25 protein-coding genes are annotated in these 25,147 nt (G+C 69.7%); 11 read left to right on the top strand and 14 right to left on the bottom strand.

The window, feature by feature from the left end:
- Positions 1-148: 148 nt before the first annotated feature.
- Positions 149-652, bottom strand: a complete 504-nt coding sequence (locus BJY22_RS17895; protein ID WP_167208227.1) for a MarR family winged helix-turn-helix transcriptional regulator — start codon at positions 650-652, stop codon at positions 149-151.
- A 32-nt stretch (positions 653-684) separates the two neighbouring features.
- On the opposite strand from BJY22_RS17895, the gene BJY22_RS17890 reads away from it, so the two are divergent.
- The 4 genes from BJY22_RS17890 (at position 685) to BJY22_RS17875 (ending at position 3,605) form a co-directional block, all read left to right on the top strand.
- Positions 685-1,131, top strand: coding sequence for a DUF4231 domain-containing protein (locus tag BJY22_RS17890; protein ID WP_167208225.1), 447 nt, complete (start codon positions 685-687; stop codon positions 1,129-1,131).
- 31 nt (positions 1,132-1,162) lie between these two features.
- Positions 1,163-1,897: a maleylpyruvate isomerase family mycothiol-dependent enzyme gene (locus BJY22_RS17885; RefSeq protein WP_167208223.1), complete on the top strand. Its 735-nt coding sequence runs from the start codon at positions 1,163-1,165 to the stop codon at positions 1,895-1,897.
- A 76-nt stretch (positions 1,898-1,973) separates the two neighbouring features.
- Complete coding sequence (locus BJY22_RS17880) at positions 1,974-2,321, top strand: YciI family protein (RefSeq protein ID WP_167208221.1); 348 nt, start codon at positions 1,974-1,976, stop codon at positions 2,319-2,321.
- Positions 2,322-2,327: 6 nt separating this feature from the next.
- Positions 2,328-3,605: a sigma-70 family RNA polymerase sigma factor gene (locus BJY22_RS17875; protein WP_167208219.1), complete on the top strand. Its 1,278-nt coding sequence runs from the start codon at positions 2,328-2,330 to the stop codon at positions 3,603-3,605.
- A 58-nt stretch (positions 3,606-3,663) separates the two neighbouring features.
- Here BJY22_RS17875 and BJY22_RS17870 read toward each other — a convergent pair whose 3' ends face one another.
- The 4 genes from BJY22_RS17870 to BJY22_RS17855 all read right to left on the bottom strand — a co-directional run bounded on the left by BJY22_RS17870 (position 3,664) and on the right by BJY22_RS17855 (position 7,122).
- Positions 3,664-4,380: a PH domain-containing protein gene (locus tag BJY22_RS17870; protein WP_167208217.1), complete on the bottom strand. Its 717-nt coding sequence runs from the start codon at positions 4,378-4,380 to the stop codon at positions 3,664-3,666.
- A gap of 88 nt (positions 4,381-4,468) precedes the next feature.
- Complete coding sequence (locus BJY22_RS17865; RefSeq protein ID WP_165546737.1) at positions 4,469-4,627, bottom strand: hypothetical protein; 159 nt, start codon at positions 4,625-4,627, stop codon at positions 4,469-4,471.
- Between the two features lie 297 nt (positions 4,628-4,924).
- The gene (meaB, locus tag BJY22_RS17860; RefSeq protein ID WP_167208215.1) at positions 4,925-5,881 is read right to left on the bottom strand and encodes a methylmalonyl Co-A mutase-associated GTPase MeaB; all 957 of its coding nucleotides are present in this window, start codon (positions 5,879-5,881) and stop codon (positions 4,925-4,927) included.
- Between the two features lie 38 nt (positions 5,882-5,919).
- Positions 5,920-7,122 (bottom strand): acetyl-CoA C-acetyltransferase, encoded by a 1,203-nt coding sequence (locus tag BJY22_RS17855; protein ID WP_167208213.1) that lies wholly within the window; start codon positions 7,120-7,122, stop codon positions 5,920-5,922.
- A 126-nt stretch (positions 7,123-7,248) separates the two neighbouring features.
- Here BJY22_RS17855 and mce point away from each other — a divergent pair, with 126 nt between their 5' ends.
- The 6 genes from mce (at position 7,249) to BJY22_RS17825 (ending at position 16,150) form a co-directional block, all read left to right on the top strand.
- Positions 7,249-7,680 carry a methylmalonyl-CoA epimerase gene (gene mce / locus BJY22_RS17850; protein ID WP_167208211.1) on the top strand — a complete coding sequence of 144 codons (432 nt, stop codon included), beginning with the start codon at positions 7,249-7,251 and terminating at the stop codon, positions 7,678-7,680.
- Between the two features lie 52 nt (positions 7,681-7,732).
- Entirely contained in the window at positions 7,733-8,632 is a 900-nt protein-coding gene (locus tag BJY22_RS17845) for a sensor histidine kinase (protein ID WP_337758757.1), read from the top strand.
- 159 nt (positions 8,633-8,791) lie between these two features.
- Positions 8,792-10,123 carry a crotonyl-CoA carboxylase/reductase gene (ccrA, locus tag BJY22_RS17840; protein ID WP_167208207.1) on the top strand — a complete coding sequence of 444 codons (1,332 nt, stop codon included), beginning with the start codon at positions 8,792-8,794 and terminating at the stop codon, positions 10,121-10,123.
- Between the two features lie 108 nt (positions 10,124-10,231).
- Positions 10,232-12,091, top strand: coding sequence for a transposase (locus tag BJY22_RS17835; RefSeq protein ID WP_238350388.1), 1,860 nt, complete (start codon positions 10,232-10,234; stop codon positions 12,089-12,091).
- Positions 12,088-13,437: an AI-2E family transporter gene (locus BJY22_RS17830; RefSeq protein WP_167208205.1), complete on the top strand. Its 1,350-nt coding sequence runs from the start codon at positions 12,088-12,090 to the stop codon at positions 13,435-13,437. Before BJY22_RS17835 ends, BJY22_RS17830 begins: the two co-directional genes overlap by 4 nt.
- Positions 13,438-13,507: 70 nt before the next feature.
- The gene (locus BJY22_RS17825; protein ID WP_167208203.1) at positions 13,508-16,150 is read left to right on the top strand and encodes a hypothetical protein; all 2,643 of its coding nucleotides are present in this window, start codon (positions 13,508-13,510) and stop codon (positions 16,148-16,150) included.
- 4 nt (positions 16,151-16,154) lie between these two features.
- Here BJY22_RS17825 and BJY22_RS17820 read toward each other — a convergent pair whose 3' ends face one another.
- Entirely contained in the window at positions 16,155-16,922 is a 768-nt protein-coding gene (locus tag BJY22_RS17820; protein ID WP_167208202.1) for a phytanoyl-CoA dioxygenase family protein, read from the bottom strand.
- Positions 16,923-16,985: 63 nt separating this feature from the next.
- Here BJY22_RS17820 and BJY22_RS17815 point away from each other — a divergent pair, with 63 nt between their 5' ends.
- Positions 16,986-17,756 carry an AraC family transcriptional regulator gene (locus BJY22_RS17815; RefSeq protein ID WP_167208200.1) on the top strand — a complete coding sequence of 257 codons (771 nt, stop codon included), beginning with the start codon at positions 16,986-16,988 and terminating at the stop codon, positions 17,754-17,756.
- Positions 17,757-17,777: 21 nt separating this feature from the next.
- On the opposite strand, the gene BJY22_RS17810 is transcribed toward BJY22_RS17815, so the two are convergent.
- The 8 genes from BJY22_RS17810 to BJY22_RS17775 form a co-directional block, all read right to left on the bottom strand.
- Positions 17,778-18,536 (bottom strand): ChbG/HpnK family deacetylase, encoded by a 759-nt coding sequence (locus BJY22_RS17810; protein WP_167208198.1) that lies wholly within the window; start codon positions 18,534-18,536, stop codon positions 17,778-17,780.
- A 40-nt stretch (positions 18,537-18,576) separates the two neighbouring features.
- Positions 18,577-19,323 carry a PIG-L family deacetylase gene (locus tag BJY22_RS17805; RefSeq protein ID WP_167208196.1) on the bottom strand — a complete coding sequence of 249 codons (747 nt, stop codon included), beginning with the start codon at positions 19,321-19,323 and terminating at the stop codon, positions 18,577-18,579.
- Between the two features lie 10 nt (positions 19,324-19,333).
- Entirely contained in the window at positions 19,334-20,203 is an 870-nt protein-coding gene (locus tag BJY22_RS17800) for a carbohydrate ABC transporter permease (RefSeq protein ID WP_337758756.1), read from the bottom strand.
- Positions 20,200-21,138 carry a carbohydrate ABC transporter permease gene (locus BJY22_RS17795; protein ID WP_167208194.1) on the bottom strand — a complete coding sequence of 313 codons (939 nt, stop codon included), beginning with the start codon at positions 21,136-21,138 and terminating at the stop codon, positions 20,200-20,202. The genes BJY22_RS17800 and BJY22_RS17795 overlap by 4 nt, the downstream gene beginning before the upstream one ends.
- Positions 21,135-22,418, bottom strand: coding sequence for an extracellular solute-binding protein (locus BJY22_RS17790; RefSeq protein ID WP_167208192.1), 1,284 nt, complete (start codon positions 22,416-22,418; stop codon positions 21,135-21,137). The genes BJY22_RS17795 and BJY22_RS17790 overlap by 4 nt, the downstream gene beginning before the upstream one ends.
- Before the next feature lie 2 nt (positions 22,419-22,420).
- Positions 22,421-23,434 (bottom strand): GNAT family N-acetyltransferase, encoded by a 1,014-nt coding sequence (locus BJY22_RS17785; RefSeq protein ID WP_167208190.1) that lies wholly within the window; start codon positions 23,432-23,434, stop codon positions 22,421-22,423.
- Positions 23,431-24,537 carry an exo-beta-N-acetylmuramidase NamZ family protein gene (locus BJY22_RS17780; RefSeq protein WP_167208188.1) on the bottom strand — a complete coding sequence of 369 codons (1,107 nt, stop codon included), beginning with the start codon at positions 24,535-24,537 and terminating at the stop codon, positions 23,431-23,433. Before BJY22_RS17780 ends, BJY22_RS17785 begins: the two co-directional genes overlap by 4 nt.
- Positions 24,538-24,640: 103 nt before the next feature.
- Positions 24,641-25,120: a VOC family protein gene (locus BJY22_RS17775; protein ID WP_167208186.1), complete on the bottom strand. Its 480-nt coding sequence runs from the start codon at positions 25,118-25,120 to the stop codon at positions 24,641-24,643.
- Positions 25,121-25,147: the final 27 nt, after the last annotated feature.

Here is a 25,147-nt window from a genome sequence, read left to right as displayed (position 1 = left end):
CCTAGGGACTGGTCCCAAAATACTAGGACGTCCAACTATTTCCAACGTGACGAAGACCGCCAGGCCATCACAATCGGTGGCCGGCGGCCGTCCGCCGCGGGGCCAGCTGGTCGCGGGCGGATTGTGATGGCCTGGGCGTCCGAGTCCGTCAGGTGAAGTCGCCGGCGTTGCGGCGGAGGGGCTCGAGGACGGACCAGAGCATCTTGAGCTGGTCGTCGGCCAGGCCGGACAGGGCGAAGTCGGCGGCGACCAGGTCGGCGGTGGCGCGTTCGACCAGGTCACGGCCCTCGGGGGTGATCTCGCACAGGACCGCGCGCCCGTCGTCCGGGTGCGGGGTCCTGGTCACCAGGCCCGCTGCCTCCAGGCGGCGGACGATCGACGTCACCGACGTCGGATGCACCTGGAGGCGCTCCCCCATCTTCCCGAGCGGCAGCGACCCGCGCCGCGAGAACGTGAGCAGCACCAGCGCCTCGAACCGGGCGAACGTCAGCCCGTGCTTGCGGAGAATCTCGTCCAGCTCGTTGATCACGATCTGCTGCGCGCGCATCAGCGACGTGACGGCCCGCATCTGCTCGACCGCACCCCAGCGCCGTCCCCACTGCCGCGACGCCTCGTCGATCGGATCGAACGGCAGAGCCCTTTTCCTGGCCATGTGCGGAACCTTAGCCTCACACTGTTCGCACCATGTCGAGACTCAGAGATTCGGACTTCCCCGCGCTGGGGACCGACACGCCGGCCGAGCAGCTGATCGGCATCCGCTTCCGCTGGTACGCCACGCACGCCCGGCGCGCCCGCATCTGGTACCGCGCCCTCGGCACCGTGCAACTGCTGGCCGCCCTGGTGATCGCGATCTCGGTCGCCATCGAGGCACCCATCTGGCTGGCCCCCGCGCTCGGCGGCGTGATCGCACTGGCCGAGGGGGTCCGGACGTTGTACGGGTTCAAGGACACGTATCCGACGTACACCCGGACGGCCCAGCAGTTGCGTAACGAGGCCTGGCTGTACGCGCAGAAGGCCGGCCGTTACGCCAGGGCCGACGAGCCGGTGAGGTTGCTGGCCGAGCGGGTGGTCGAGATCAGTCACTCCGAGACCGAGGACTGGGAGGCCGCGCTGAAGTCGCGGAGCATCTGAAACTGTCGGCCGCCTCTGGAAGGGTGCGTGCATGAGTTTCCTGGAGCACCTGCGGTCCGAGAGTGCCCGGTTGGGCGAGGTGGCGCGGAGCGGACTCGACGCGCCCGTGCCCAGTTGCCCGGGGTGGACTGTGGACGACGTGATGCGGCACGTGGCGCAGGTGTACGTCCACAAGGTCGAGGTGCTCCGGCTCGGTGCCCGTCCCGACCCGTGGCCGCCGGACTTCTCCGATCAGGACACCCTCCAGTGGTACGACGAGGCGCGCGCGGCGATCGTCGACGCCCTGGACGCGGCCGGGACCGGCCTGCGGACGTGGACGTTCGACCCACGCGACACGACCTCGGGCTTCTGGCACCGGCGGATGGCGCACGAGACCGTCATCCACCGGATCGACGTGGAGCAGGCGCACGGCATGGTCACCCCGATCGATCCCGAGCTGGCGCTCGACGGCATCGACGAGGTGCTGTACCCGACTCTCGGCGGTCCGTGGTGGGAGGAGGGCGACACCGCGCATCCGATCGACGCGGCCGTCCGCTTGACCGCTTCGACCGGACAGGCGGGCCGTTCCTGGACCGTGCACGCCGACGCGACGAGTGTCGACGTACGGCAAGGTGCCGAGGGCAACGTCGCGGCGGAGATCTTCGGCGGCCCGGCGCAGCTGTACCTGTGGCTCTGGGGACGGGCCGGCGACGACGCGGTCCGGACGGTCGGCGACCCGGACGCCGTACGGGCCTTCCGCGGACGAATCTCGGAAGCCACGCAATGACGATGTCCTGCCGGCGGATGGCTGTTCGTTCCTCTCCCGAGGGACCAGAGTGGTTCCAGCGAGAAGGAGGACTCCGATGGCGCAGTACCTTGCACTGACCTACACCGCGGACGTCGACTGGTGGGCGCCCGAGCAGGCCGACGAGCTGGCCGAGTACCGGCGGTTCGGGGTGGAGTACGCCGACCAGGTCAAGGCGAGCGCCGTGCTGCATCCGACCTCGACGGCGACCGTCGTCCGGGTCGAGGGCGCCCGTGGCGGGCCGGTGGTCACGACCGACGGGCCGTACGCCGAGACCAAGGAAGCACTGACCGGTTACTACCTGATCGAGGCGGACGATCTCGAGGAGGCGGTGCGGATCGCGGCCGAGATCCCGGCCGCGTGGGGCGGCGCGGTCGAGGTCCGACCGGTGATCCTGGCGAAGTAGGCCCGGGTGGACGAGCGGTACGCCGCGGTCGCCGAGACGATCCGGATCGAGGGGACGCGGATCCTCGCGACCCTGATCCGGACGGTCGGCGACGTCCAGCTCGCCGAGGACGCGGTCCAGGAGGCGGCTCTGGCGGCGCTCGGTGCCTGGCCGGTGACCGGCGTACCGCCCGAGCCGCGCGCCTGGCTCACCGTGACCGCCCGGCGCAAGGCGATCGACATCATCCGTCGCGAACGGGCCCGCACTACCAAGGAACGTGACGGCACGGATCTGCTCGAGCTCTCCCGGCGCGAGCTCGATCCGGCCAGCGGGCTCGAACCGGACGATGTCGTCCAGGACGACCTGCTCCGGTTGATCTTCACCTGCTGCCACCCGTCGCTGTCGCCGCCGACGCGGGTCGCGCTCGCGCTGCGGACGTTGTGCGGGCTCTCGCCCACGCAGATCGCCGGCGTCCTGCTCACCACCGAGGTCGCGGCGACCAAGCGGCTCGTCCGCGCGCGGCAGAAGATCGCGGCGGCGCGCATCCCGTACCGCGTGCCCGCGGAGGCCGAGCTTCCGGAGCGATTGCCCGCGGTCTGTGCCGTCATCCACAGCCTCTACACCGCGGGCCATGCACCGTCCGAGGGCGAGGCGGCGTACGACGTCGACCTGTGCGCGGAGGCGATCCGGCTGGCCGAGCTCCTCCACTCGCTGCTCCCTGAACAGCCCACGCCGACAGCTGTCCTGGCGCTCCTGCTCCTCACGGAAGCCCGGCAGGCGGCTCGTCTTGACGATTCCGGCGAGGTGGTGACGCTCGATCGGCAGGACCGCTCGTTGTGGAATCAGGAACTCATCGCTCGTGGCGTCGCGCTGCTCAACGACTCACTGGAGCGGTCCGCCCGGCAGGCCGACGCGTACCAGCTCCAGGCCGCGATCGCGGCCGAGCATGCGCGCGTCCCCAGCTACACCGCGACCGACTGGCGCGAGATCGTCCGGCTGTACGACCTGCTGGTCGACGTATCGCCCAGTCCCGCGGCCGAGCTGGCCCGCGTCGTGGCGATCGCCGAAACCGGCGAGGCCGACGCCGCTCTCGCACTCCTCGAGCCGATCCCCCGCAACTCCCGCTGGCACGCCGTCCGCGCCGAACTCCTGGCCCGCCAACACCGCTACCCGGAAGCTGTCAGCGAACTGGACGAGGCGCTGGCCACTGCCCCACCCCAACACCCCGAACGCGCACACCGCGAACGCCGCCGAGCCCTGTTCCGCGACAACTCAGGACAGCCAACGGGGACCGTGAACACCTGACCAGATGTCCGAGGTCCCCAGCCCCTGTCCCCAGCCCCTGTCCGCGGCCGGGCCCGGTCTACTCGTCGTCGGTCCAGTTGCCGCGTTCGCTGTTGAAGATCGACTTCGACGCGGAGGACGTGGGTGGCGCGGGGCGGGACTGTTGTGTGGCGGTGACGGTCGGGGCGCTGGCGGCGACCTCCTGCGCGGTGTCCATGCCGATCGGGCCGGTACCGTCGTCGTCGGAGTCCTCGTCGCCCTGGACCACGTCGACGCTCGCCGACGCCCGCAGGCCGGTGCGCTGGATGACGCGCTGGATGGTCAGGTCGCGGTCGTCGGGACGGCTGACCCACTTGATCTCACGGAAGCCCTGGTCCTGCGCGGCCGACTCGAAGACGAAGTGGCCGTAGCCCAGCATCCGCCCGATGATCGGCTTCTGCAGCGTGATGTCGAGGACCCGGGCGATCGGGGTGGTCGCGACGGTCTGGGAGAAGACGCCGCGGATCCGCATCACCCGCATGTTCGTGACCACGAACCGGTCCCGGTGCTGGGTGAGGAACTGCCAGAAGGCATGCGCGAGCAGGACGAGAACGATCGCCAGCAGCACCGGCTGCCCGCCGATCGACGTGGTCGCCATCGTCAGCAGCAGTGCCGCCGCGAGCACCACCTCGAGCATCGGCACCGTGAACACCACCCAGTGGTGCCGGACCTCGTCGATGACGACTTCGCCCTCGTCCGAGATCAGATGGCGCCGGACCTTCGGGTCGAAGATCCGGAACAGGCCTATTCCGGCCATCCACTCACTCCCCTGTCACGCTGTTGTGTGACCCCGTACAACTCAAGTGTCCCGCACGGCTACGCGGAGCGGGACACTCGACGGCAGATCAGCTGAACAGCGCGGTCAGGAACGTGATGACGCTCCCGAACGCATCACCAACGGCCGAGAACGCGCCCCCGACCGCTCCGGCGGCGTTGGCCGGCTGGGTGAACAGATAGAAGCCGGCAAAGGCGATGAGCGACCAGATCAACAGCTTCTTCGGCATGTCGCCACTCCTTGTTCCTAACCCACTCGGTCGACTGTGTTTGAGTTTGTATCACGGACCGTCACCAATTGTCACTGACTGAACACAGCCCACCGCACAATGCTCACCAGCTACAAGGTCCATTCTGTAACGGATTCGGGGGCACGGCAGCCACCGGCGCGCCGCCCTGAGACGCTGATCCCCGTAACGCACGGAAATTCTGCGGCCTGTGCCCGAATTCGGCACAACTTTCGGTGAACGGAAAGCAAAGACACAATGTGACACTGCGTGGTCGATTGTTCCACAGCGAGACAAGTGTCACAGCGCTGCGATCAACTCGTCGGCCGCCGAATACGGGTCGGTGTCCCCGTCCGCGACCTTGGCGGCCAGTACGTCGAGCCGCGCGTCCCCGTGCAGGTGGGCGAACCGGGCCCGCAGCGCGGTCGTCGCGATCGCCTCGATCTCGTCCCGCGCGCGACCGCGCCGGCGCTCCGTGAGTACGCCGTTCCCGGCCATCCACGCGAGCCGGTCCTCGATCGCCTGCACCACCTCGGCGACGCCCTCGTTGCGGGACGCGACGGTCTTGAGGATCGGCGGCGACCACGCGCCCTCGGCCCGCTCCGCCAGGGCCAGCATCGCCCGCAGGTCCCGGGTGACCGACTGGACGCCGTCCCGGTCCGCCTTGTTCACCACGTAGATGTCGCCGACCTCGAGGATTCCGGCCTTGGCGGCCTGGATGCCGTCGCCCATCCCGGGCGCCAGCAGGATCAGCGTCGTGTCCGCCATCCCCGCGATCTCAACCTCGGACTGCCCGACCCCGACCGTCTCGACCAGCACCACGTCGAACCCGGCCGCGTCCAGCACCCGCAGCGCCTGCGGCGTCGACCACGCCAGGCCGCCGAGGTGCCCGCGGGACGCCATCGAGCGGATGAACACGCCCCGGTCGGTCGCGTGATCCTGCATCCGCACCCGGTCCCCGAGCAGCGCCCCGCCGGAGAACGGCGACGACGGGTCCACCGCGAGTACGCCGACCCGCTTGCCGGTCTCGCGGTACGCCGAGACGAGCGCCGACGTCGACGTGGACTTGCCGACACCGGGCGACCCGGTGATCCCGACGATGTGCGCGTTCCCGGCGTACGGCGCCAGCGCGGCCATCACGTCCCGCAGCAGCGGCGACTCGTCCTCGACGAGCGAAATCAGCCGGGCGACCGCCCGGGACTCACCGTCCCGGGCGCGCTCGACCAGCTCTCCGACCGGCGGAGTACGTCGCGGCATCAGCTCTGCATCAGCTCTGGATCAACCTGGATTCCGGATCAGCTCTGGGGCACGCGGACGATGAGGGCGTCGCCCTGGCCACCGCCGCCGCACAGCGCGGCCGCGCCGACGCCACCGCCGCGCCGGCCGAGCTCGAGCGCCAGGTGCAGCACGAGGCGGGCGCCGGACATCCCGATCGGGTGGCCGAGCGCGATCGCGCCGCCGTTCACGTTGACCTTGTCCTCGCCGACCTGCAGCTCGCGCGCGGACGCGATCCCGACCGCGGCGAACGCCTCGTTGATCTCGATCAGGTCGAGGTCCGCGGGCTGGATGCCTTCCTTGGAGCAGGCCTTGGCGATCGCGTTGGCCGGCTGGCTCTGCAGCGTCGAGTCCGGGCCGGCGACCGAGCCGTGGGCGCCGATCTCGGCGATCCAGCTCAGCCCGAGCTCCTCGGCCTTCGCCTTGCTCATCACGACGACGGCACAGCCTCCGTCGGAGATCTGCGAGGCGGATCCGGCCGTGATCGTGCCGTCCTTGCCGAACGCCGGCCGCAGCTTGGCCAGCGCCTCGACCGACGTGTCACCCCGGACGCCCTCGTCGGTGTCGACCACGATCGGGTCGCCCTTGCGCTGCGGCACCTCGACCGGGACGACCTCGTCGGCGAACACGCCGTTCTTCCAGGCCTCGGCGGCGCGCTGGTGCGAACGGGCGCTGAACTCGTCCTGCTCCTCGCGGCTGAGCTTCTCGACCGCGTTGTTCTGCTGGTCCGTGAGCGCGCCCATCGCCTGGTCGGTGAAGGCGTCCCACAGACCGTCGTACGCCATCGAGTCGACCAGCGCGGTGTCGCCGTACTTGTAGCCCTCGCGGGACTTCGGCAGCAGGTGCGGCGCGTTCGTCATCGACTCCATGCCGCCGGCGACGACGATCTCGTACTCGCCGGCCCGGATCAGCTGGTCGGCGAGCGCGATCGCGTTCAGGCCGGACAGGCAGACCTTGTTGACGGTGATCGCCGGCACGTCCATCGGAATACCGCCCTTGACCGCGGCCTGGCGGGCGGTGATCTGACCGCCGCCGGCCTGCAGTACCTGGCCCATGATCACGTACTCGACCTGGTCCGGCGCGACGCCGGCCTTCCGCAGTGCGCCCTGGATCGCGAACCCGCCGAGCTCGGCGCCGGTGAAGCCCTTGAGGCCACCCAGCAACCGCCCGATCGGGGTCCGTGCACCGGCGACGATGACGCTGGAGCTCCGCGTGTCAGACATGCTGTCACGATACCTGCGACCGCACTGGTACGCCGCTGCTCGCACACGTCAGACGGGTCACACGACCAGTGTCGGCTCGGCCACTTTCCATGGCGTCGTGGGCGGTGGGTGCGCCACGCTGACGGGATGGATCAGTTGTTCGACGCGATCGATCATGTCGGCATCGCGGTCGCCGACTTCGACGAGGCCGTCCGGTACTACGCGGACGTGTTCGGGATGACCGTGGCGCACGAGGAGGTCAACGAGGAGCAGGGCGTCCGGGAGGCGATGCTCTCGGTGGGCGACTCGGGTTCCTCGATCCAGTTGCTGGCGCCGCTGTCGGACGCGTCGCCGATCGCGAAGTTCCTCGACCAGCGCGGTCCGGGCATCCAGCAGCTCGCGTACCGGGTCGGTGACCTCGACGCGGTCTGCGAGGTACTGCGCGAGCGCGGCGCCCGCTTGCTGTACGACGTACCGAAACGCGGCACGGCCGGGTCCCGGGTGAATTTCATCCACCCGAAATCGGCCGGCGGCGTACTCGTCGAACTCGTGGAGCCATCACCGACCCACACCGCGTGACGGCACGCGAAAGAACTCTCGCCGGGTGGTCCGGGCGGACTACTCTGTTCGGGTGCTGAAGGACAGCGCCACCGACTCCTTGCACGGTGCGCCGGCCGGGTTCGAGCACGATGCCTTCGTCCATGCCTCGGACGAGGAATTCGTGCAGCGTGCGGCCGCGTTCGTCCAGGAGGGTCTGGCGGCGGGGGAAACCATCATGGCCGTGCTTCCACCGGGGCGGATCGCGATGCTGCGCGACGCCCTTGGTCCGGACCAGCACGCGGCCGGGTTCGCCGACGGGACCGTTGCCGGAGGCAACCCCGCGCGGCTGATCCCGTTCTGGCGCGAGATCCTCGAGCGGCGGCCCGGACCGGTGCGCGGGCTCGTCGAGGCGGCGTACCCGGGCCGGAGCGCGGCGGCGTACGACGAGGTGCTGCTGCACGAGGCGCTGTCCGGCATCGCGTTCGCGCACGACCGGTCGTTCCGGTTGTACTGCGCCTACGACGTGGCGGTCGGGATCGATCCGACGGCGACGCACGCGGGCGGGGACGGCCTTGCGGAGAAAGCGTTCCGGACCGCGCTGGACGACGTACCGGACCGGGCCGAGCGGTGGGATTTCGGGGCGCGGGAACTCGGGCAGATCCGGCAGTGGCTGAGCGGACAGGCGGCCTCGCACGGCGTCTCGCGCGACCGGCTCGAGGACCTGTCGCTGGCGTTGCACGAGATCTGCACGAACAGCATCCGGTTCGGCGGCGGAGGCGGCAGGCTCGCGGTCTGGATCGCCGACGGCGCGCTGCTCTGCGACGTGACCGACCGCGGCCGGATCGACGACCTGCTGGTCGGACGGGTGCTGCCGCCGCTCGACGGGCTCGGCGGTCGCGGCGTCTGGCTGGCGAACCAGTTGTGCGATCTGGCGCAGCTGCGGTCGGGCGACGGCTTCACCCAGGTACGGCTGCACACCCGCCTGCGCTGACCGGACCGGGATAAGACCACTGACAACGGTGGACTGGAAAAGTGACGGTCGTCTCAACGGCCGTCCGCTGTGTTACAGCGCACAGCCACGCGCGCATACTCAACGGTAAGTTCCGCTCACCGATTTGTTCCGGACCGCCGCCGCTGCAGGAGGTACGACGTGAAGCAGATCCTTGAAGCGATCCTCTCCGGTGACAACGCCGCCGTCGGAGGGCTCGACGTACCGGACCACTACCGCGGGATCACCGTGCACGCCGACGAGGCGGGCATGTTCGAGGGGCTGGACAGCAAGGAGAAGGACCCGCGCAAGAGCCTGCACCTCGACGACGTGCCGACGCCCGAACTCGGGCCGGGCGAGGCGCTGGTCGCGGTGATGGCGAGCGCGATCAACTACAACACCGTCTGGACGTCGATCTTCGAGCCGGTGTCGACGTTCTCGTTCCTGAAGCGGTACGGGAAGCTTTCGCCGCTGACGGCCCGGCACGACCTGCCGTACCACGTGGTGGGCTCCGACCTCGCGGGCGTCGTACTGCGGACCGGACCGGGCGTGAACGCCTGGCAGCCGGGCGACGAGGTGGTCGCGCACTGCCTGTCGGTCGAGCTGGAGTCGCCGGACGGGCACAACGACACGATGCTCGACTCCGAGCAGCGGATCTGGGGATTCGAGACGAACTTCGGCGGTCTCGCGGAGATCGCGCTGGTGAAGTCCAACCAGCTGATGCCGAAGCCGGCGCACCTCACCTGGGAGGAGGCGGCGTCACCCGGGCTGGTGAACAGTACGGCGTACCGGCAACTGGTGTCGGCCAACGGCGCCAACATGAAACAGGGCGACGTGGTGCTGATCTGGGGCGCGTCCGGCGGCCTGGGGTCGTACGCGACGCAGTTCGCGCTGAACGGCGGGGCGATCCCGGTGTGCGTGGTGTCGTCGCCGGAGAAGGCGGAGATCTGCCGGGCGATGGGCGCCGAGCTGATCATCGACCGGACGGCGGAGGGGTACAAGTTCTGGAAGGACGAGACGACCCAGGACCAGAAGGAGTGGAAGCGGTTCGGGGCGCGGATCCGGGAGCTGACCGGCGGGGACGACCCGGACATCGTGTTCGAGCACCCGGGGCGGGAGACGTTCGGGGCATCGGTGTACGTCGCCCGCAAGGGCGGGACGATCGTGACGTGTGCGTCGACGTCGGGGTTCATGCACGAGTACGACAACCGCTACCTGTGGATGAACCTGAAGCGGATCATCGGCTCGCACTTCGCGAACTACCGCGAGGCCTGGGAAGCGAACCGGTTGATCGCGCGCGGCATGGTGCACCCGACGGTCAGCAGGGTCTACTCGCTGGAGGAGACCGCGCAGGCGGCGTACGACGTGCACCGCAACCTGCACCAGGGCAAGGTCGGCGTCCTCACCCTCGCACCGTCCGAAGGACTCGGCATCCGCGACACCGCCCTGCGTGAGCGGCACCTCGACGAGATCAATCGCTTCCGCAACAGGTAGCAGTGTCTCGTCTCCGTAACAGCTGGCTCCCGTTTGGGTGATGGAGAGGGGTTCTGACAGGCTTATGGTGGGGGATTCACGCTGAGCCGCCAGAAGGGAACCTGGGGAATGCCTGACGAGTCGAGCCTGCCGTTCTTCGACCGTACGGCGACTGCTGCCGGGGGCTTCCCCGTCAGCCGTCGCGGGTACGACAAGCAGGCCGTGGACGATTACGTCCGCGCGCTGGAAATGCAACTCGTCGAGGCCAGGCACCGGGCCGACCAGCTGCAGCACAACGTCGCGCCGCTGCAGCAGCAGCTCGAGGAGACCCGGCGTCAGCTCGAGGCCAGTGCGAACCCGTCGTACGCCGGGCTCGGCGACCGGGCCGCGCAGATCCTCCGGCTCGCCCAGGACCAGGCGTCCGAGGCGCTCGAGGAGGCCAAGCGTGAGGCCGAGGAGCTGCGTGCGAACGCGGCGAAGGAGGCGGCCTCCGCGCGGGCGACCGGTGAGCGCGAGGCCGAGGACATCCGGAGCGTCGCGCTGAACGAGGCGGACAGCATGCGCCGTACCGCCGAGGGTGACGCGGCCGAGCTGCGCCGTACGGCGGAGACCGAGGCGGCCGAGATCCTGCAGGCGGCCCGTCGGAAGGCGGAGCAGCTGCAGCTCACCGCCGAGTCGCAGGCGAGCACGCTCAAGAACGGTGCGCTGCACGAGGCCGAGAAGATCCGGACCGCGATCCAGCGCGAGTCCGCGGCGCTGCGGGCGCGTCTCGCCGACGAGCGTGAGCAGCAGGCGAAGGAGCTGGCCGACAAGCACCAGCAGATCGCGGCCGACACCGACAGCCTGACCACCCAGATGAAGGAAGCCGCCGAGGCGTCCGAGCGCCGGGTGGCCGAGGCGACCGAACAGGCCCGCAAGATCCGCGCCGAGGCGGAGGAGTCGGCCGAGCGGACGCTCGCGCGGGCCCGGCGGGAGGCGGAGCAGCTGCTCACCACCGCACGCACGCGCGCCGAGGCCGAGCTCGCGAACGCGGCGGACGAGGCCGAGCGGTCCCGGACGGTCGTGGCCCGCGAGACCGAGCGGCTGGCGAAGCGCCGCGACGGGATCCTCACCCAGATCGCCGGCCTCAACGAGATCGCGAGCAACATCGCCCGCCAGGCCGCGGAGCTCGACTCCGAAACGGCCGCGGCGCCGTACGTGAACCCGTTCGCCCGCCCCGCGGAGGCCAGCGCGACGCCGTCGGCGGGCGCCCTCGGCGCCCCTGGCTCCGGCACCGGCAGCCCGTTCGCCCCCGCCCCGTCGGACTCCACGTCCCCGGCTTCCACCACTCCGGGCTCCACCTCCTCGACCTCCGGTACGAAGCCGTCCGGCACACCGGGGTCCGCCACGCCTGGCTCCACCTCCTCGTCCAGCTCCACTTCGACGGAGTCCGGCTCGGCGGAGTCTGCGGCGGCCGGCGCGACCACGACCGGCTCCACCTCCTCCCCGTCTGGCTCCGCCTCGTCCGCGGCTCCGGGCGCCACCTCCTCCGGAGCGTCGGCCGACGGCGGGAGTGGTTACCCGGCGGCGACGCCGGCCGACAACCCGTTCCCGGGTGCGACGCCTGCCGCGAGCCCCTCGGGTGTCTCGTCGTACGACGACGAGGACGGACCGTTCACCGGAGCGAGCCCGTTCGTCGGCATCGACGCCGGGGATGCCCGGGTCGACGAGACCCGGATCGACACCGGTCTGCGGGTCGACCCGAAGGACGCCGGCGACCTGGCCGGCAAGACCAGCCGCACCGGCGGCGGCCCCGCCGAGGCCGCGGAGGACGAGCCGAAGGATGCGACGAGGGTCGACGAGTTCCGGCTGAGTGACCTCGCGACCGAGGAGACTCGGGTCCAGACGCGGCCGTCCGCCTCCGCGAAGTCCTCCGGAGGTGAGTCGTCCGCGAACGCCAAGACCGATGCGGCCACCTCGCGCGCGCGATCCCCGAAGGACAAGATGTGACGCCATCCGGCGACGACGACACCTCGACAGCGACCGACCCGGACATCGCCGACGCAACCCGCGAGGCACAAGCGGCAGCCGCCAAGGCCGAAGCCGCCGCCGGCAAGAGCGAACAGTCCGCTGCCCAGGCGGCCGCCTCGGCACAGGCCGCCGACGAATCGGCCGACGAGGCCGACGAATCGGCGGACGAGGCGGAGGCGTCGGCCGCGGAAGCTGACGCGGCCGAGAAGGCCGCCGAGCAGGGCTCGGACATCGCCGACGAACTGTTGATCGAGGAGCGGCACCCGTCGGTCGGGATGGGTGAGCCGGGGCCGCCCATCCGCCGCGGCAACCCGTTCACGTTCGGGTTCTTCGCGGCGCTCGGCGTACTCGTCGCCTGGGGTCTGTGGAACGCGCTCGGCCAGGCCCGCTCGGTGCTGATCCTGCTGCTGGTGTCGATGTTCATCGCCGTCGGCCTGAACCCGCTGGTCGAGTGGTTCATGCGTCGCGGCCTGAAGCGCGGCCTGTCGGTCGGCGTGGTGTTCCTGCTGATGATCCTCGCGGTCGCCGGCGTCGGGTTCGCGATCGTGCCGGTCGTCAGCGACCAGATCAACAGCCTGATCAAGAACGCGCCCCAGTGGCTCGACCTGCTGACCAAGTCCCAGACGCTCAACGAACTGAACGACAGGTACCAGTTCATCCAGAAGGCCCAGGACTACGTCCAGGACCCGGCGCTGGCGCAACGCGCGTTCGGCGGCATCCTCGGCGTCGGCAAGGTGGTCGCGAACGCGCTGTTCAACACGTTCACGATCCTGATTCTGACGCTGTACTTCCTCGCCTCGCTGCCGTCGGTCAAGCGGGCGGCGTACAGCCTGGTCCCGCGCACCCGCCGTACCCGCGTCTCGATCCTCGGCGACGAGGTGCTGGGCCGGGTCGGCGGTTACGTCAGCGGCCAGTTCCTGGTGGCGCTGTGCGCGGGCGTCAGCATGTTCATCTTCCTGGAGATCATCGGCCTGCGTGACTACGCGGTGGCGCTGGCGATCGTGGTGATGTTCACCGCGTTCATCCCGATGGTCGGCGGCCTGATCGGCGTCGTCGTGGTCGCCCTGATCGGCTTCACCGACAGCCTCTGGGTCGGCATCGCGTGCCTGATCTACGGCATCATCTACCAGCAGGTCGAGAACTACGTCATCGCGCCCCGCATCATGCGCCGCGCCGTCGACATCCCCGGCGCCGTCACCGTCATCGCCGCCCTGCTCGGCGGCGCCCTGCTCGGCGTCGTCGGCGCCCTCCTCGCCATCCCGTCCGCCGCCGCCATCCTCCTCATCATCCGGGAAGTCTGGGTCCGCAAGGCCGACGACTCCTGACCGACGCCGCCACCTGACCCTCTCAGTAAGGTAACCCTTACTTGCGGAGCCGAGTGGAGGTGTGGGCGGTGTGACGGCGCAGTGGTTGGGGTGGGGCCGGCAGCGGCTCGTCGGCTGGCTGATGGTCAGCTCCGAGTCCGAGCGGTTGCTGGCGGAGCCGGGCGCGCATGCTGCCGACCTGGGGGTGGTGCGGGCCGAGGGCAACGGGGTGTACCGGGTCGGGGGTGGGGCCGAGCGGTTCCGGCTGGTCAGGCGGGTGGAGGCGCTGGACCCGGGGGTGACGTTCGAGTATGCCGTTGCGGGCGGCAACGTACCGGTGGTTGAGCTGACCTTGTCCGAACGGTTGCCGGTGGACGAGGTCGCGCCGGTGCTGGCGCGCGCCCTGGCGGAGTCGGCGGCTGTGATACGTGGTCGACGTACGGCCGCGGCGCGAGGTACGGCGGTAGGGGTCCGGGGTGATAGCGGGCTTGACGGGGATCGGGTGTTCGGGCCGGGTAGTGCGCCGGAGGTCGATGTTGTGCAGCGGCCTGTCGACGTGGGTTTGCGGGCCGAGTTGCGGCAGCGGGGGCGGTCGGAGCGTACGGGCGGTCCGGTGCGGCGGGCCGCCGTACGACGGGAGATTCGGCGGCTCGCGCTGCGGATGGGTGTGGCGGACGGGCAGGCGAACGCGCCGCTGCTGCGAACTCTGCTCAGCGACGAGGAACGCGAGGTGCTCGAACGGGCCAAGGACGGGCGCCGGCCGTTGGAGGACCGGGTCGACTCATCGGGGTACCTGGCCAGGGCGGTCGGCGGATCGGGGGTTTCGTCGGTGATGATCGGCGCAGCAGCTGCCGCGTTCACCGGGAATCCGCTGGTCGGCGTCGGGATCGCCGTGCCGACGATCGTCAACGCGGCGGTCGGGGCGTACGCGGAGCGGCGGCTGGACCAGCAGAAGATGGCTGGGCGGAAGCCGGCGTACGCGGCCGATACACGGCAGCGCGAGTACGACTACCCGGGGCTGCGCGGACTGCTCGACGGACCGGAGCGAGTGCGGCCGGCGGTCGTCGAGCTGCCGCGGGCAACGGCCTGGCGGAACTACCTGCGCCGGTACGCGATGCCGACCCTCGCCACGGCCGCGGTCGCCGGGACGCTGACGGTGTTCGGCGTACCGGCGATGTCGACGGCACTGGTGATCGCGTCGTCGGCGCTCGCGAAGTCGCTGGCCGAGAGACTGATCGACACGAAGAAGCTCGAATTCCGGCTGCGGCGCATGGACGCGACGGAGCGGCTGCGGTTGGCGGATCCCAGGTTGTACGTGAACCAGGTCGCGACCGAGTTCGCCGACCTGCGCGCCCGTCTCGACCGCGTGGTCGCCGACCTGCAACCCGCCGGGAACCCGGTAGCGTTGCCGCCCGCCTCGTCCGACGTACCGGGGACTCCGCCGCTGACCGTCGGACTGGCTGCGCAGCTGATCGAGAACGTGTCGGGTACGGCGCGGCGCGCGTTCCTGGGAGGCAGGCCGGCGACCGACGTCGATCCGACCGCGGTCGCCCGCAGTGTCGGTCCGCAGCTCGAGGGCCTGCTCGGCTCGGCCGGCCCCGGGCTGGTCGGTGCGCTGACCGGCGCGCTGGGCGACAAGTACTTCCTGAACCGGGACGAGCTCGCCCGCGACGCGTCGAAACGCTGGTCACGCAGCCACCAGGAAACCGCCCAGGCAACCGCCCTCGCCTCCATCGTCGAGCCACAACTGCGCGCACTCCGCGAACTCGTCGATCACTTGGAGACCTCGACCGGCGGCGCCGACAGCAGCGCGGGCGCTCCCGCGGGCGTCGCGGGCCGACTGCCGACGGTGGCCGGTCCGCCGGTCGGGCCGCGGCCCGTGGCGCGGGCGCCGAAGTCGGCGTACGTCGTACAGGCCGCCGCCGGCCCGATCGGCGGGGTGAGCAGTGCGGTGGCGCTGGATCTGGTGTTCGACCTGCCGGATCTGGTGATCGTGCTGACGACAGCCGGTGCCGCGGGATCGTTGCTCGCGACGCCGGTCTCGCGGTATCTGTTCCGGCAGCGCGAGCTCCAGGTGCACGAAGGGCTCGAGGAGGACAAGGCGGTCCGGGCAGTCAACCAGTCGGAGCTTCTCGAGCAGCGCGCTGTCACGCGGTACTTGATGACACAGCTGTCGATGCGTGCCGAGACAATCGTCGAGCGGATCGCGCCACCGGGGCCGAACGATCCGCCGCCGCAGACCCCGGACGTCGGCGCGGTCGGCCCGGCCGTAGGCACCGTCGGCCGGCGCGGCGAAAGGCAGGCTGTCGGCGGTGTGACGGCTCAGGTGCGGTACGGCGTACCGCTGGTGGTTCGCCAGCTGGCCGCCGAGCCGAGTGGCAAACCGTTGCTGGCGGAACGGTTGCTGGCAGTCGAACGGCTTGTGCAGGCGGCGGATGCCGTCGATCACCATGCGCAGCACGGGACGCCCGAGTCGCGAGCGTTCGTGCAGGACGAGTTCGACACGACGCGGGCGGAGGCGGATCGGTTGTGGCGCGAGGCCGGCGTGCCGGACGGGCTCGTGATGCCCGCGCTGTCGAAGGACACCGCACAGCGAACCACCGAGGACGAGCGGCTGCGGCGGATGGTCGCGCAGCTCGTAACTACTGCCGGCGCCGGGGAGACGCACGCCGAAGCCCAGCGGCCGGCCGTCGCCCGCGGACGCCGCCCGGACGAGGTGTCCCGCGAGCGGTGAGTGTTCAGGCGGTGCCGGTGACGTCGAGGATGAAGCGTTGGGCGGGGGTGAGGCGCTTGTACGTCTCCACGCGGAGGTAGGCCTGCTGGTCCAGCTGCTGCGGGAGGTGGCGGTGCGCAAAGTACGAGTGCATCGCACGGCGCGGCTTGGCGGTCCGGTTGAGTGTGCCGCCGTGCCACAGGTGACTGTTGAAGATGACGACGTCGCCTGCGCGGCCAGTCAGTTGTCGCTGGTCGGGGTGGGGTGCGGCGGGGTCGGGCATCTCGTCGGCGGGCATGGTGCCGCGGCGGTGAGAGCCGGGGACTACGCGGGTCGCGCCGTTCTCGGGGGTGAAGTCGTCGAGCAGCCAGATCGAGTTGCAGACCTCGTACGCACCGGGCTCGACGGGGTGGCCGAAGTCGGCGTGCAGTGCCTGATGTCCCTCACCCGGGAGGGCGGCGCGGCTGTTCAGTGACGACAGCCTGAACTCCCCCAGCACATGCTTCATCGCCGCCAGCACCCGCGGATGACTGAAGCACACCTCGAACTTCGGGTCCTTGTTCACCAGGTCCGCCAGGCGGTCCGCGCCCTTCTCCTGATGTACTTCGAGTCCGGCCCGATCCCCCTCCGCGGCCGTCAGCTCGGCCAGCCGCTTGTTGATCGCGGACACCTCCTCCGTCGTGAGAATCCCTTCCAGCGCGAGGAATCCGTCCCGATCGAGCTGGTCCTTCTCGGACGGTGTGAGTACGTCGTCGGTCACGCCCAGGTCCCGCAGCGCGGAAGACATATCCATCGCAAGCTCCTTCACAAGATGCACGGATCGATGCCAGCATCGGTGCGACGTACCAGGGAAACAATGCAGGAGGCGACAGGGCTTGTGCACAAATCGCCACGACTACTCGGCGCCGGTGTCCACACCGCCGCGCCCGGCAAGGACTACCCGTCGCACGCACACACGTCGTGGGAGCTCGTGTACTACGTTCGCGGCCGCATCACGTGTCCCGTGGGCGACACGACGTACGACGCGACGCCCGGCACCGTCCTGCTGACGCCGCCGAACACCTGGCACGCCGAGCAGAGCCGCACCGGGTACGCGAACCGCTTCCTCCAGGTGGAGGCGGCGACGACCCACCCGTGGCCGCGGCTCTGCTACGACGACGCCGACCACACCTTGCGCCGCGTCTTCGACGCACTGGTCCGTGAAACCGAGAGCGAGGAACTCCGCAAGCTCCTCCTCGCCGAGTTGGACCTGCGCCTCCGCCGCGCCGCAGCCACCCCACCCGCGACGCCCGCGGAGCAGCTGGTCGCGCAAGCAGAGCAGTTGTTCGAGGAACGCTTCGCCACCGGCCTCCGCGTCTCGCAGGTCGCGGCCGACCTGGGCATCTCGCCGTCCGGCCTCCGCGCCGCATTCGCCCGGCTCCGCAACACCAGCCCGCTGGCCGCGCTCCAGGCGGTCCGTCTACGCCACGCGCTCGCCCACATCCGCAACTCGACGCTGCCCCTTCAGGTGGTCGCGGACCTGACCGGCTACCACTCGGTCAGCCACCTCACCCGCCACATCAAGGCAGCCACCGGCTCACCACCAGGCGCCCTCCGGAGTACGGAGTTCAGGAAGCCCCCTACCTGAGTTCACGAATCACTTCGCCGATCAACTGGAGAAGGCGGTTTGGACTGTGGTGAGTTGGATGGAGCGGTCCTTGATGGCCTGGTGGATGTCGGGGTCGGTGACGATTGTCTGGTCGGAGAGGCGGTATTCCTCGGCCCAGCGGTAGGTGTACGAGCCGGGGCGGTGGAGGGCGGCCAGCTCCGGATGCGCGGCGGCGCAGTGGGTCACGAGGAGGTGCACGCCGGGCGTCAGGTTGCCCAGGTACGCGAGCATCCAGGGCTTCTTGTCCGCCGCGTCGCGGTCGCTCAGGATCTCGATCGACGCGAAGCGCTGGGACTCCTCGGGCCCATAGATGAACGGTTTGCCGAGCGCCGCCGACACCTCGTCGTACGCCGACGGCACGGACGAGCCCATGTGGAAGTCGAGATACTCGACCGCGAGTCCTTCCGCCGCGAACTTCGCCGCCTGCGCGGACAGTTCGCGGACCGCGTCCTCGTGGCTGATCGCGGCCTTCGCCTCCTCGACCGTCCGACGGAACGTGCCGTCCTCCCCGACCAGCGACGGACCGTCCGTCAACGGCCGCCAGCGCAGGAAGTCCCACTCGCACGTCAGCGTCTGATGCACCCCGACCGGGATCCCGAACTCCCGCGCCAGCGCCGCCGCCTCGGTGAACCACGGGCACGCCGCCATCGTCGAGACCTGCGTGACGATCCCGTCCCGGAACGCCTGCACAGTCCCCACGTTGACCGCGTGACACATCCCGAAGTCGTCGCTCTGCACCACCAACCGAATCTCGGCCACGCCGCTCTCCTTTCGTTCAGAACGCCAGCCAACCACAGATCTACGGGCCGGCGAGCTTGGTGACCTCGGGCGCCGGGTTCGCGTGGAAGGCGCAGGCCCGCGGGTACGACGCCAGGCAGCCGCGGGTCGTCATCAGCGCCGTGTAGTAGTCGATGTAGCGGAAGCCGTACGTCTCGCCGCGGGCGAAGGCCTGATGACGGATGGCCGCGATCCACCGGTGGTACGCCTCATCGGAGATCGGGACGTACATCGTGGGCGTGAATCCCTCCATGTCCTCCCAGTTCTCGGCGTGCAGGAAGGTGCGGACGCCGTGCCGGGGCAGCGCGGCGAGCTCCTTCGCGAGATCCCCGTACGGCGTGATCGCCGCGAAGTCGTCGTCGGGATCGATGGGCAGACCGGCCAGGAACCGGGCGCGCTCGGCCAGCACGGCCGTGTGCTCGTGGTCGCGGTGGATGGAGTGTTTCCAGTGGGTGATGATCGTGTCCGGCTGCTTCTCACGGATGATCCGGGCCAGCTCGAACGCCACGTCGTCGGTGTCGGGGAGGAACCCGTCGCTGTGGTCGAGCACCATGAAGTCGGCGCCGATCGCCTCCGCGAACGCCGTACCCTCCGCGATCTTCTGCTTCTTGTAGTCGGCCGGCGTCATCCGCGGGTGGCCGCGCTCCCCCGGCGTCAGCGCGACGATCGTCGCCGACGCGCCCTCGAGCGCGAGCTTGGCCAGCGTCGGCCCCGCGGTCAGGTCCATGTCGCCGATATGCGCCCCGATGGCGAGCACTGTTCTGGTCACAAACCTCTCCTCACTTCAAGCCGCTGAGTACGACGCCACGCACGTAGTACTTCTGGAACAGCAGGAACACGACCAGCACCGGCAGCGTGCTGATCACCAGGCCGGCCATCACGATCGGCATCGTCCGGTCCGGATCGAGGAAGCTCTGCAGCAGCTGGATCCCGACCGGCAGCGTCTGCAGCGACGGGTCGGACGACGAGATCAGCAGCGTCCAGATGTACTCGTTCCAGGTGCCGATGAACGTGATCAGCCCGAGCGTGATCGCGACCGGCTTGGTCTGCGGCAGCACGATCAGCCGCCAGATCTGCCACTGGTTCGCGCCGTCGATCTTGGCCGCCTCGAGCATCTCGTCCGGCAGCGAGACCATGAACTGCCGCATCAGGAAGATCCCGAATCCGGACACGGTGAACGGCAGGATCAGCGCGAGCAGGCTGGTCGTCAGCCCGCCGTCACCGCCGCGTCCCAGGATGTCGTTGCCGCCGGCCAGCGGCCAGTTCAGCATGATCAGGAACGTCGGGATGAGCAGCAGGAACGGCGGCAGCATCATCGTCGCGAGGATGAACCGGAAGATCACCGCCCGCCCACGGAACCGCAGCTTGGCCAGCGCGTACCCGGCCATCGCCGACGTGATCAGCACCGACACCGTCACGCTCACCGTGACGATCACGCTGTTGCGGAACAGCCGCGGCAGCTCCAGCTGCGAGAACGCCTCCCGGTAGTTGTCGAGGTCGAACGACGACGGCAGGAGCTTGTACGGGATCACGCCGTACTCCCCCGGCCCCTTGAACGAGCTCATCACCATGTCCAGGAACGGCATCACCATCGCCACCCCGCCGAGGACGACGACCAGGTACGCGAACCACGGGAACCGCCGTTTCACGAGGTCTCCTCTCCGCGGCGCCGGGCGATCCACAGCTGCAGCAGCGTGATCGCCAGGATGATCACGAACAGCACCATCGCCATCGCGCTCGCCGTTCCCCACGCGCCGTACTTGAACGCCCGCTGGTACATCTCGAACGCCGCCACGTTGGTCGCGTTCACCGGCCCGCCGTCGCCGGTCATCACGATGATCAGCGCGAACGACTGCAGCCCGCCGATGAACTGCGTGATCAGCACGAACAGCAGCGCCGGCCGCAGCAACGGCAGCGTGATCGACCAGAACAGGTGCCAGGAGTTCGCCCCGTCGACCTCGGCCGCCTCGTAGTACATCTCCGGGATCGCCTCCAGCCCGGCGGTGAGGATCAGTACGGCGCCGCCGATCGAGGCCCACGCGTGTACGACGGTCACCGACGGCAGCGCGTACGACGAGTCGGACAGGAACCCGACGCTGTTCACCCCGAGCTTGTTCAGCACGCCGTTGATCAGCCCGGCCGGCTGGTACATCATCTTCCACACGTTGCCGATGGCCACCACCGTCGCGACCACCGGCAGGAAGTACAGCACCCGCCAGAAGCCCTGGAACGCCAGCCGATCGATGCAGTAGGCAACCAGCACCGAGCCGAACGTCGCCAGGAACACCGAGCCGAACGCGAACAGCAGCGTGTTGACCAGGATCGGCTTGACGAACGTCCCGTCGAGACTCAGTACGTCACCGAAGTTCTTGGCGCCGGCCCACTGCAGCGTCCCGAGGTCGAACCCGCCCCAGTCCGAGAACGCGAGCACGATCGCGAACAGGAACGGCAGGATCAGGAACACGCAGAAGAACAGCAGCGCCGGCGTCAGGAACAGGTACGCCGCCCGCCCCTCGCGCTGCAGCTTGCCGACCCGCTGGGCCGGCGCCGCCAGGGCGCCGACCCTGCCGACCGCGGACGTCATTGCGGCTTGACCGCCTTGGCGGCCTGGGCCAGCGCATCGTCCGGGTTCTTGCCGTCGGCAAGCACACCCATGATCGAGTTGTGCAGCGCCGTCTTCGCCTCGTACGCGCCGGGCTGGTTGGGCTCGGCCATCGCGTACGTCGCCGCGTCGTAGATCGGTGCGAGGTTCGGGTCGGACAACGACTTCTTGTACTCCGCCTGGTCTGCGGTCCGCGGCGGGATCAGGCCCTGGTCGGCCAGCCACTTGCCGGTCTCGGTGACTTGGGAGTCGGCAGCCTTGTGCTCGTTCATCCAGGTGAGGAACTTCCACGCCTCGTCCGCGTGCTTGCTGCGCTGGTTGACGCCCATGAAGAACCCGTACGCCAGCGACCCCTTGCTGCCCGCGGCCGGGCCCGGGATCGCGGTCACCCCGACGTCGGAGGAGTACTTGTCCTTCATCTGGGTCTTCAGGCTGCCGATCCACCAGCCCGCCTGGATCGCCATCGCGACACCGCCGCTGCGGAACTGCTTGGTCGGCATGATCGACGGGTTGGTCGCCTTCGCCGCGGCCAGCTCGGACTCGAACTTCAGCGCCGCCTTGCCCTCGGCGTTGCCGAACTGCGGCGTCCCGTCCGGACCGAGGAACTTCCCGCCGGCCGAGTCCAGCAGCGACAGGAACGGGTGCACCGACTTGTTGTCGCCGTCCTGGATCAGGCTCAGGCCCTCGACCTGGATGTTGCCCTTGGCATCCCGCTTCACGGTCTTGCGCGCCGCGTCCGCCAACTCGGCCCAGGTGGACGGCGGCTTGGTGATGCCGGCCGCCGCGAGGATCTTCTTGTTGTAGAAGAGCACGTAGGTGTTCAGCTCGGTCGGGTACCCGAGCAGCGTGTCGCCCGTCGTCACCGCGCCGAGCGCGGCCGGGCTGTACTCCGCCTTGATCTTCGTCGCAAGGTCGTCCGGGACCTTCGCGACGACGTTCGCCTTCATCAACTGGCCGCCCCACAGGCCGTACGCGCTGACGATGTCCGCGCCGCGCCCGCCGGTCTGCCGGACCGTCATCGTGGTGAGCAGGTCGTCGAACTTGACCACCTGCGCCTTCACCTGGACCTTCGGGTTCTCCTTGTTCCACTGCTGGATCATCTTGTCCAGGCCCTCTTTGGACGGCCCGTCGCTGTAGTGGCTCAGCAGCGTGAGCTCGACCTTTCCGTCGCCGCCACTGCCCGAGTCGCCGCCACCACAGGCAGCGCCCGTAGCGAGGAGCCCCAGGACAACAGCGAGCCGCAAAATCTTCGCGATGCGCATTGTCACTCCTTTTCGCCAGCCGGGAGCAAGGGCGCCCGGAGGATGGTGAACGTGCGGGTGATGTCGAATCCCGTCTTCAGGTACAGCTGACCGGCCGCGGACTTCTCGCCGGTCCACAGGAACCAGGCGCTGTGCGCGCCGGCGGCGACCATCCGCTCGAGCGTCAGGTGCAGCAGCACCTTGCCGAGCCCGGTGCCGCGGGACGCCGGCAGGACGCCGAACGGCCCGAAGCGGTCGATGACGCCTTCGTACGTCCCGTGCATCGCCCAGCCGAGGATCTCCCGGTGGGGCTGTGTTCGACCGTGTTGGCGCGCTACGACGATGCGATCCAGTGGCAGACCGGCGACGACGCCCTCGCGGATCGCCCGCGCCCAGTCCGGGTTGAACTCCGCGCCGGCGATCGCGATCAGCGCACTCAGCTCGTCGTCGGTCGGCGTACCGAAGCTGTAGCCCTCGGCCGTCAACGCGTCGATCCGCTTGCGGACGTCCTCCGGGACGGCATAGCCGACCAGCGAGCGGTCCATCGCCACGGCGTCGTACCCGCGCTCGAAGCCCAGCTCGCCGAGCAGGCGAGCGGCCGCGGGGTAGCGGGCCGCGTCGAGACCGGGGAGGAAGTAGTTGGGCGTGTACGACGAGAAGAAGACCTCGGACCGCCCGTGCGACCGCAGCCAGTCCATCGCCGCGGTGACCACCGCGCGACCGAGGCCACGACCGCGGTACTCCGGATGCACGAAGAAGAACGGGATCCAGCCGGACGCCGGTTCGAGGTCGTCCGCGTCGACGGCGATCAGCCGGCGCACGGCGTACGCCGCTCCGGCAATCTGATCATTGATCACGGCCACCTGGAGGCCGGCCGCGTCGAAGTTGCGATCGAGCAGGAACAGATCGCGGAAGCGCTGGTAGCTGATCGGATCGGCCGGCGCGGCGGCCGTCCACGCGGCGGCCAGCGCGGGCCCGTCGCCGACCTGGAACGAGCGGATCGTCACGGCAGCGGCCGTCTCGTGGGAGGCAGTCATCGGGCTTCCCCTTCGTAGAGCAGTACGTCGGGCCGGGCCCAACCGGACGGTGTGGTTGCCGCGGGCAAGAGTCCGGCCGGGTCGTCGCCCGCCTCGAGGGCCTTGCGCAGCGAGTCCGAGCCCCACAGCTTGTCCAGCGACGGCAGCAGCGTGAAGTCGCCCGGATAGAGCTCGTTCAGCACCCGCAACATCTCCAGCGCGGTCCGCACCGGCTCGAACACGTCCCGCTCGACCACGTGCAGCTGGACGCCGGACACCACCTGGCCGGCGTACTTGCTGAACACCGGCTCGAACCACGTCCGCCGGAAGATCACCCCGGGCAATTCCAGCGCACGCAGCGCCGGCACGAACTGGTCGTCGACGTACGGCGCCCCGATCGTCTCGAACGGTCGCGTCGTACCGCGGCCCTCGCTGAGGTTCGTGCCCTCGAAGAGCCCGGTGCCGGGGTAGACGAGCGCGGTGTCCGGCGTCGGCATGTTCGGCGACGGCGGCACCCATGGCAGGCCGGTCCCGGACGAGTCGCGGGTCCAGCCTTCCATCGGGACGACCGTTGCCGCACCCAACTGCCGGGCCAGTTCGCCGACCGTCAGCCCGTGGCGGAGTGGGATCGGTGCGCGGCCGACGAAGCTCTCGAACCCTGGCTGCAGCATCGGCCCTTCGACGCGGACGCCGCCGAGCGGGTTCGGCCGGTCGAGGACGACGAAGGGCAGACCGAGGCGCGCCGCGGCCTGCTGGCAGTCGTACATCGTCCAGACGTAGGTGTAGAACCGCGTCCCGATGTCCTGGATGTCGAACAGCAGCGCGTCGACGCCGGAGAACAGGTCGTCGAGCTCGCGGCCCTTCCGCCGGTAGGTGTCGAACACCGGCAGACCCGTGTCGGGGTCGACGCCCTCACCCTCGCTCGCGCCCGCTTGCGCCGTACCGCGGAGACCGTGCTCGGGACCGAACAACGCCGTCAGCGGCAACCCCGCCGCACACAGCGCGACCGAGGTCGGCGTAAGGTCCGGCAGGACGCCGGTGAAGTTCGTGATCAGTCCCAGGCGCCCGTCCGGCACCAGCCCCGGGTCCTCGGCCAGACGCTGCGCGCCGGTCCGGACCACCATCGCTACCACCAACCCAGATCGTGGATCCTGCAGGAACTGGGTTGAAAACTTACCGATGTATTCAGCCGAAGGTCAATGGATTACTGACAACCGTTTGCCGATGTCAGCTTCCGAGCGACCCCAGGTAGTCCATCACCCGCGCGCGGATCTCGTCCGGCGGGATGTCGCGGGCCCGGAGTTCGGCCATCCAGCCGTCGTACACCTCGTTCGACGCACTCAGCTCGAGCGCGATGTCGTCCGGGTCCCGGAAGTTCAGGTGCGACGCGAACGCCTCGTCCCGGATCGGCGTGTAGGTCACCCCGAACTCCTCGAAGCGGCGTTCCCACTCGACGAGCTCGTCCCGGTTCGCCGCCGCCAGCCCGACGTGGTCCAGACCGGTCGTCAGCTCGGTGAACGCCCCACCCGCCCCGAGCTCGTGCTTGCACAGCGACAGCACGAACCCGCTCTCCCGGTCGACGAGCGTGCGCACCGTCCCGAAGTCCATCAGCGGCTTCAGCCCGAGGACCTCGGTGTAGAAGCGCTCGCTGCGGTCCAGGTCGGTGACCGTCAGCCCGAGATGATCGATTCCCGCAAAGGCCGGCATGGTGGCCCCCCCTTCCCCCTGCTCGCG

The sequence above is a fragment of the Kribbella shirazensis genome (assembly GCF_011761605.1).
Lineage (GTDB): Bacteria > Actinomycetota > Actinomycetes > Propionibacteriales > Kribbellaceae > Kribbella > Kribbella shirazensis.
Note: the sequence above shows the minus strand (reverse complement) of the source record. Positions and strands in the feature narration are given on the sequence as shown.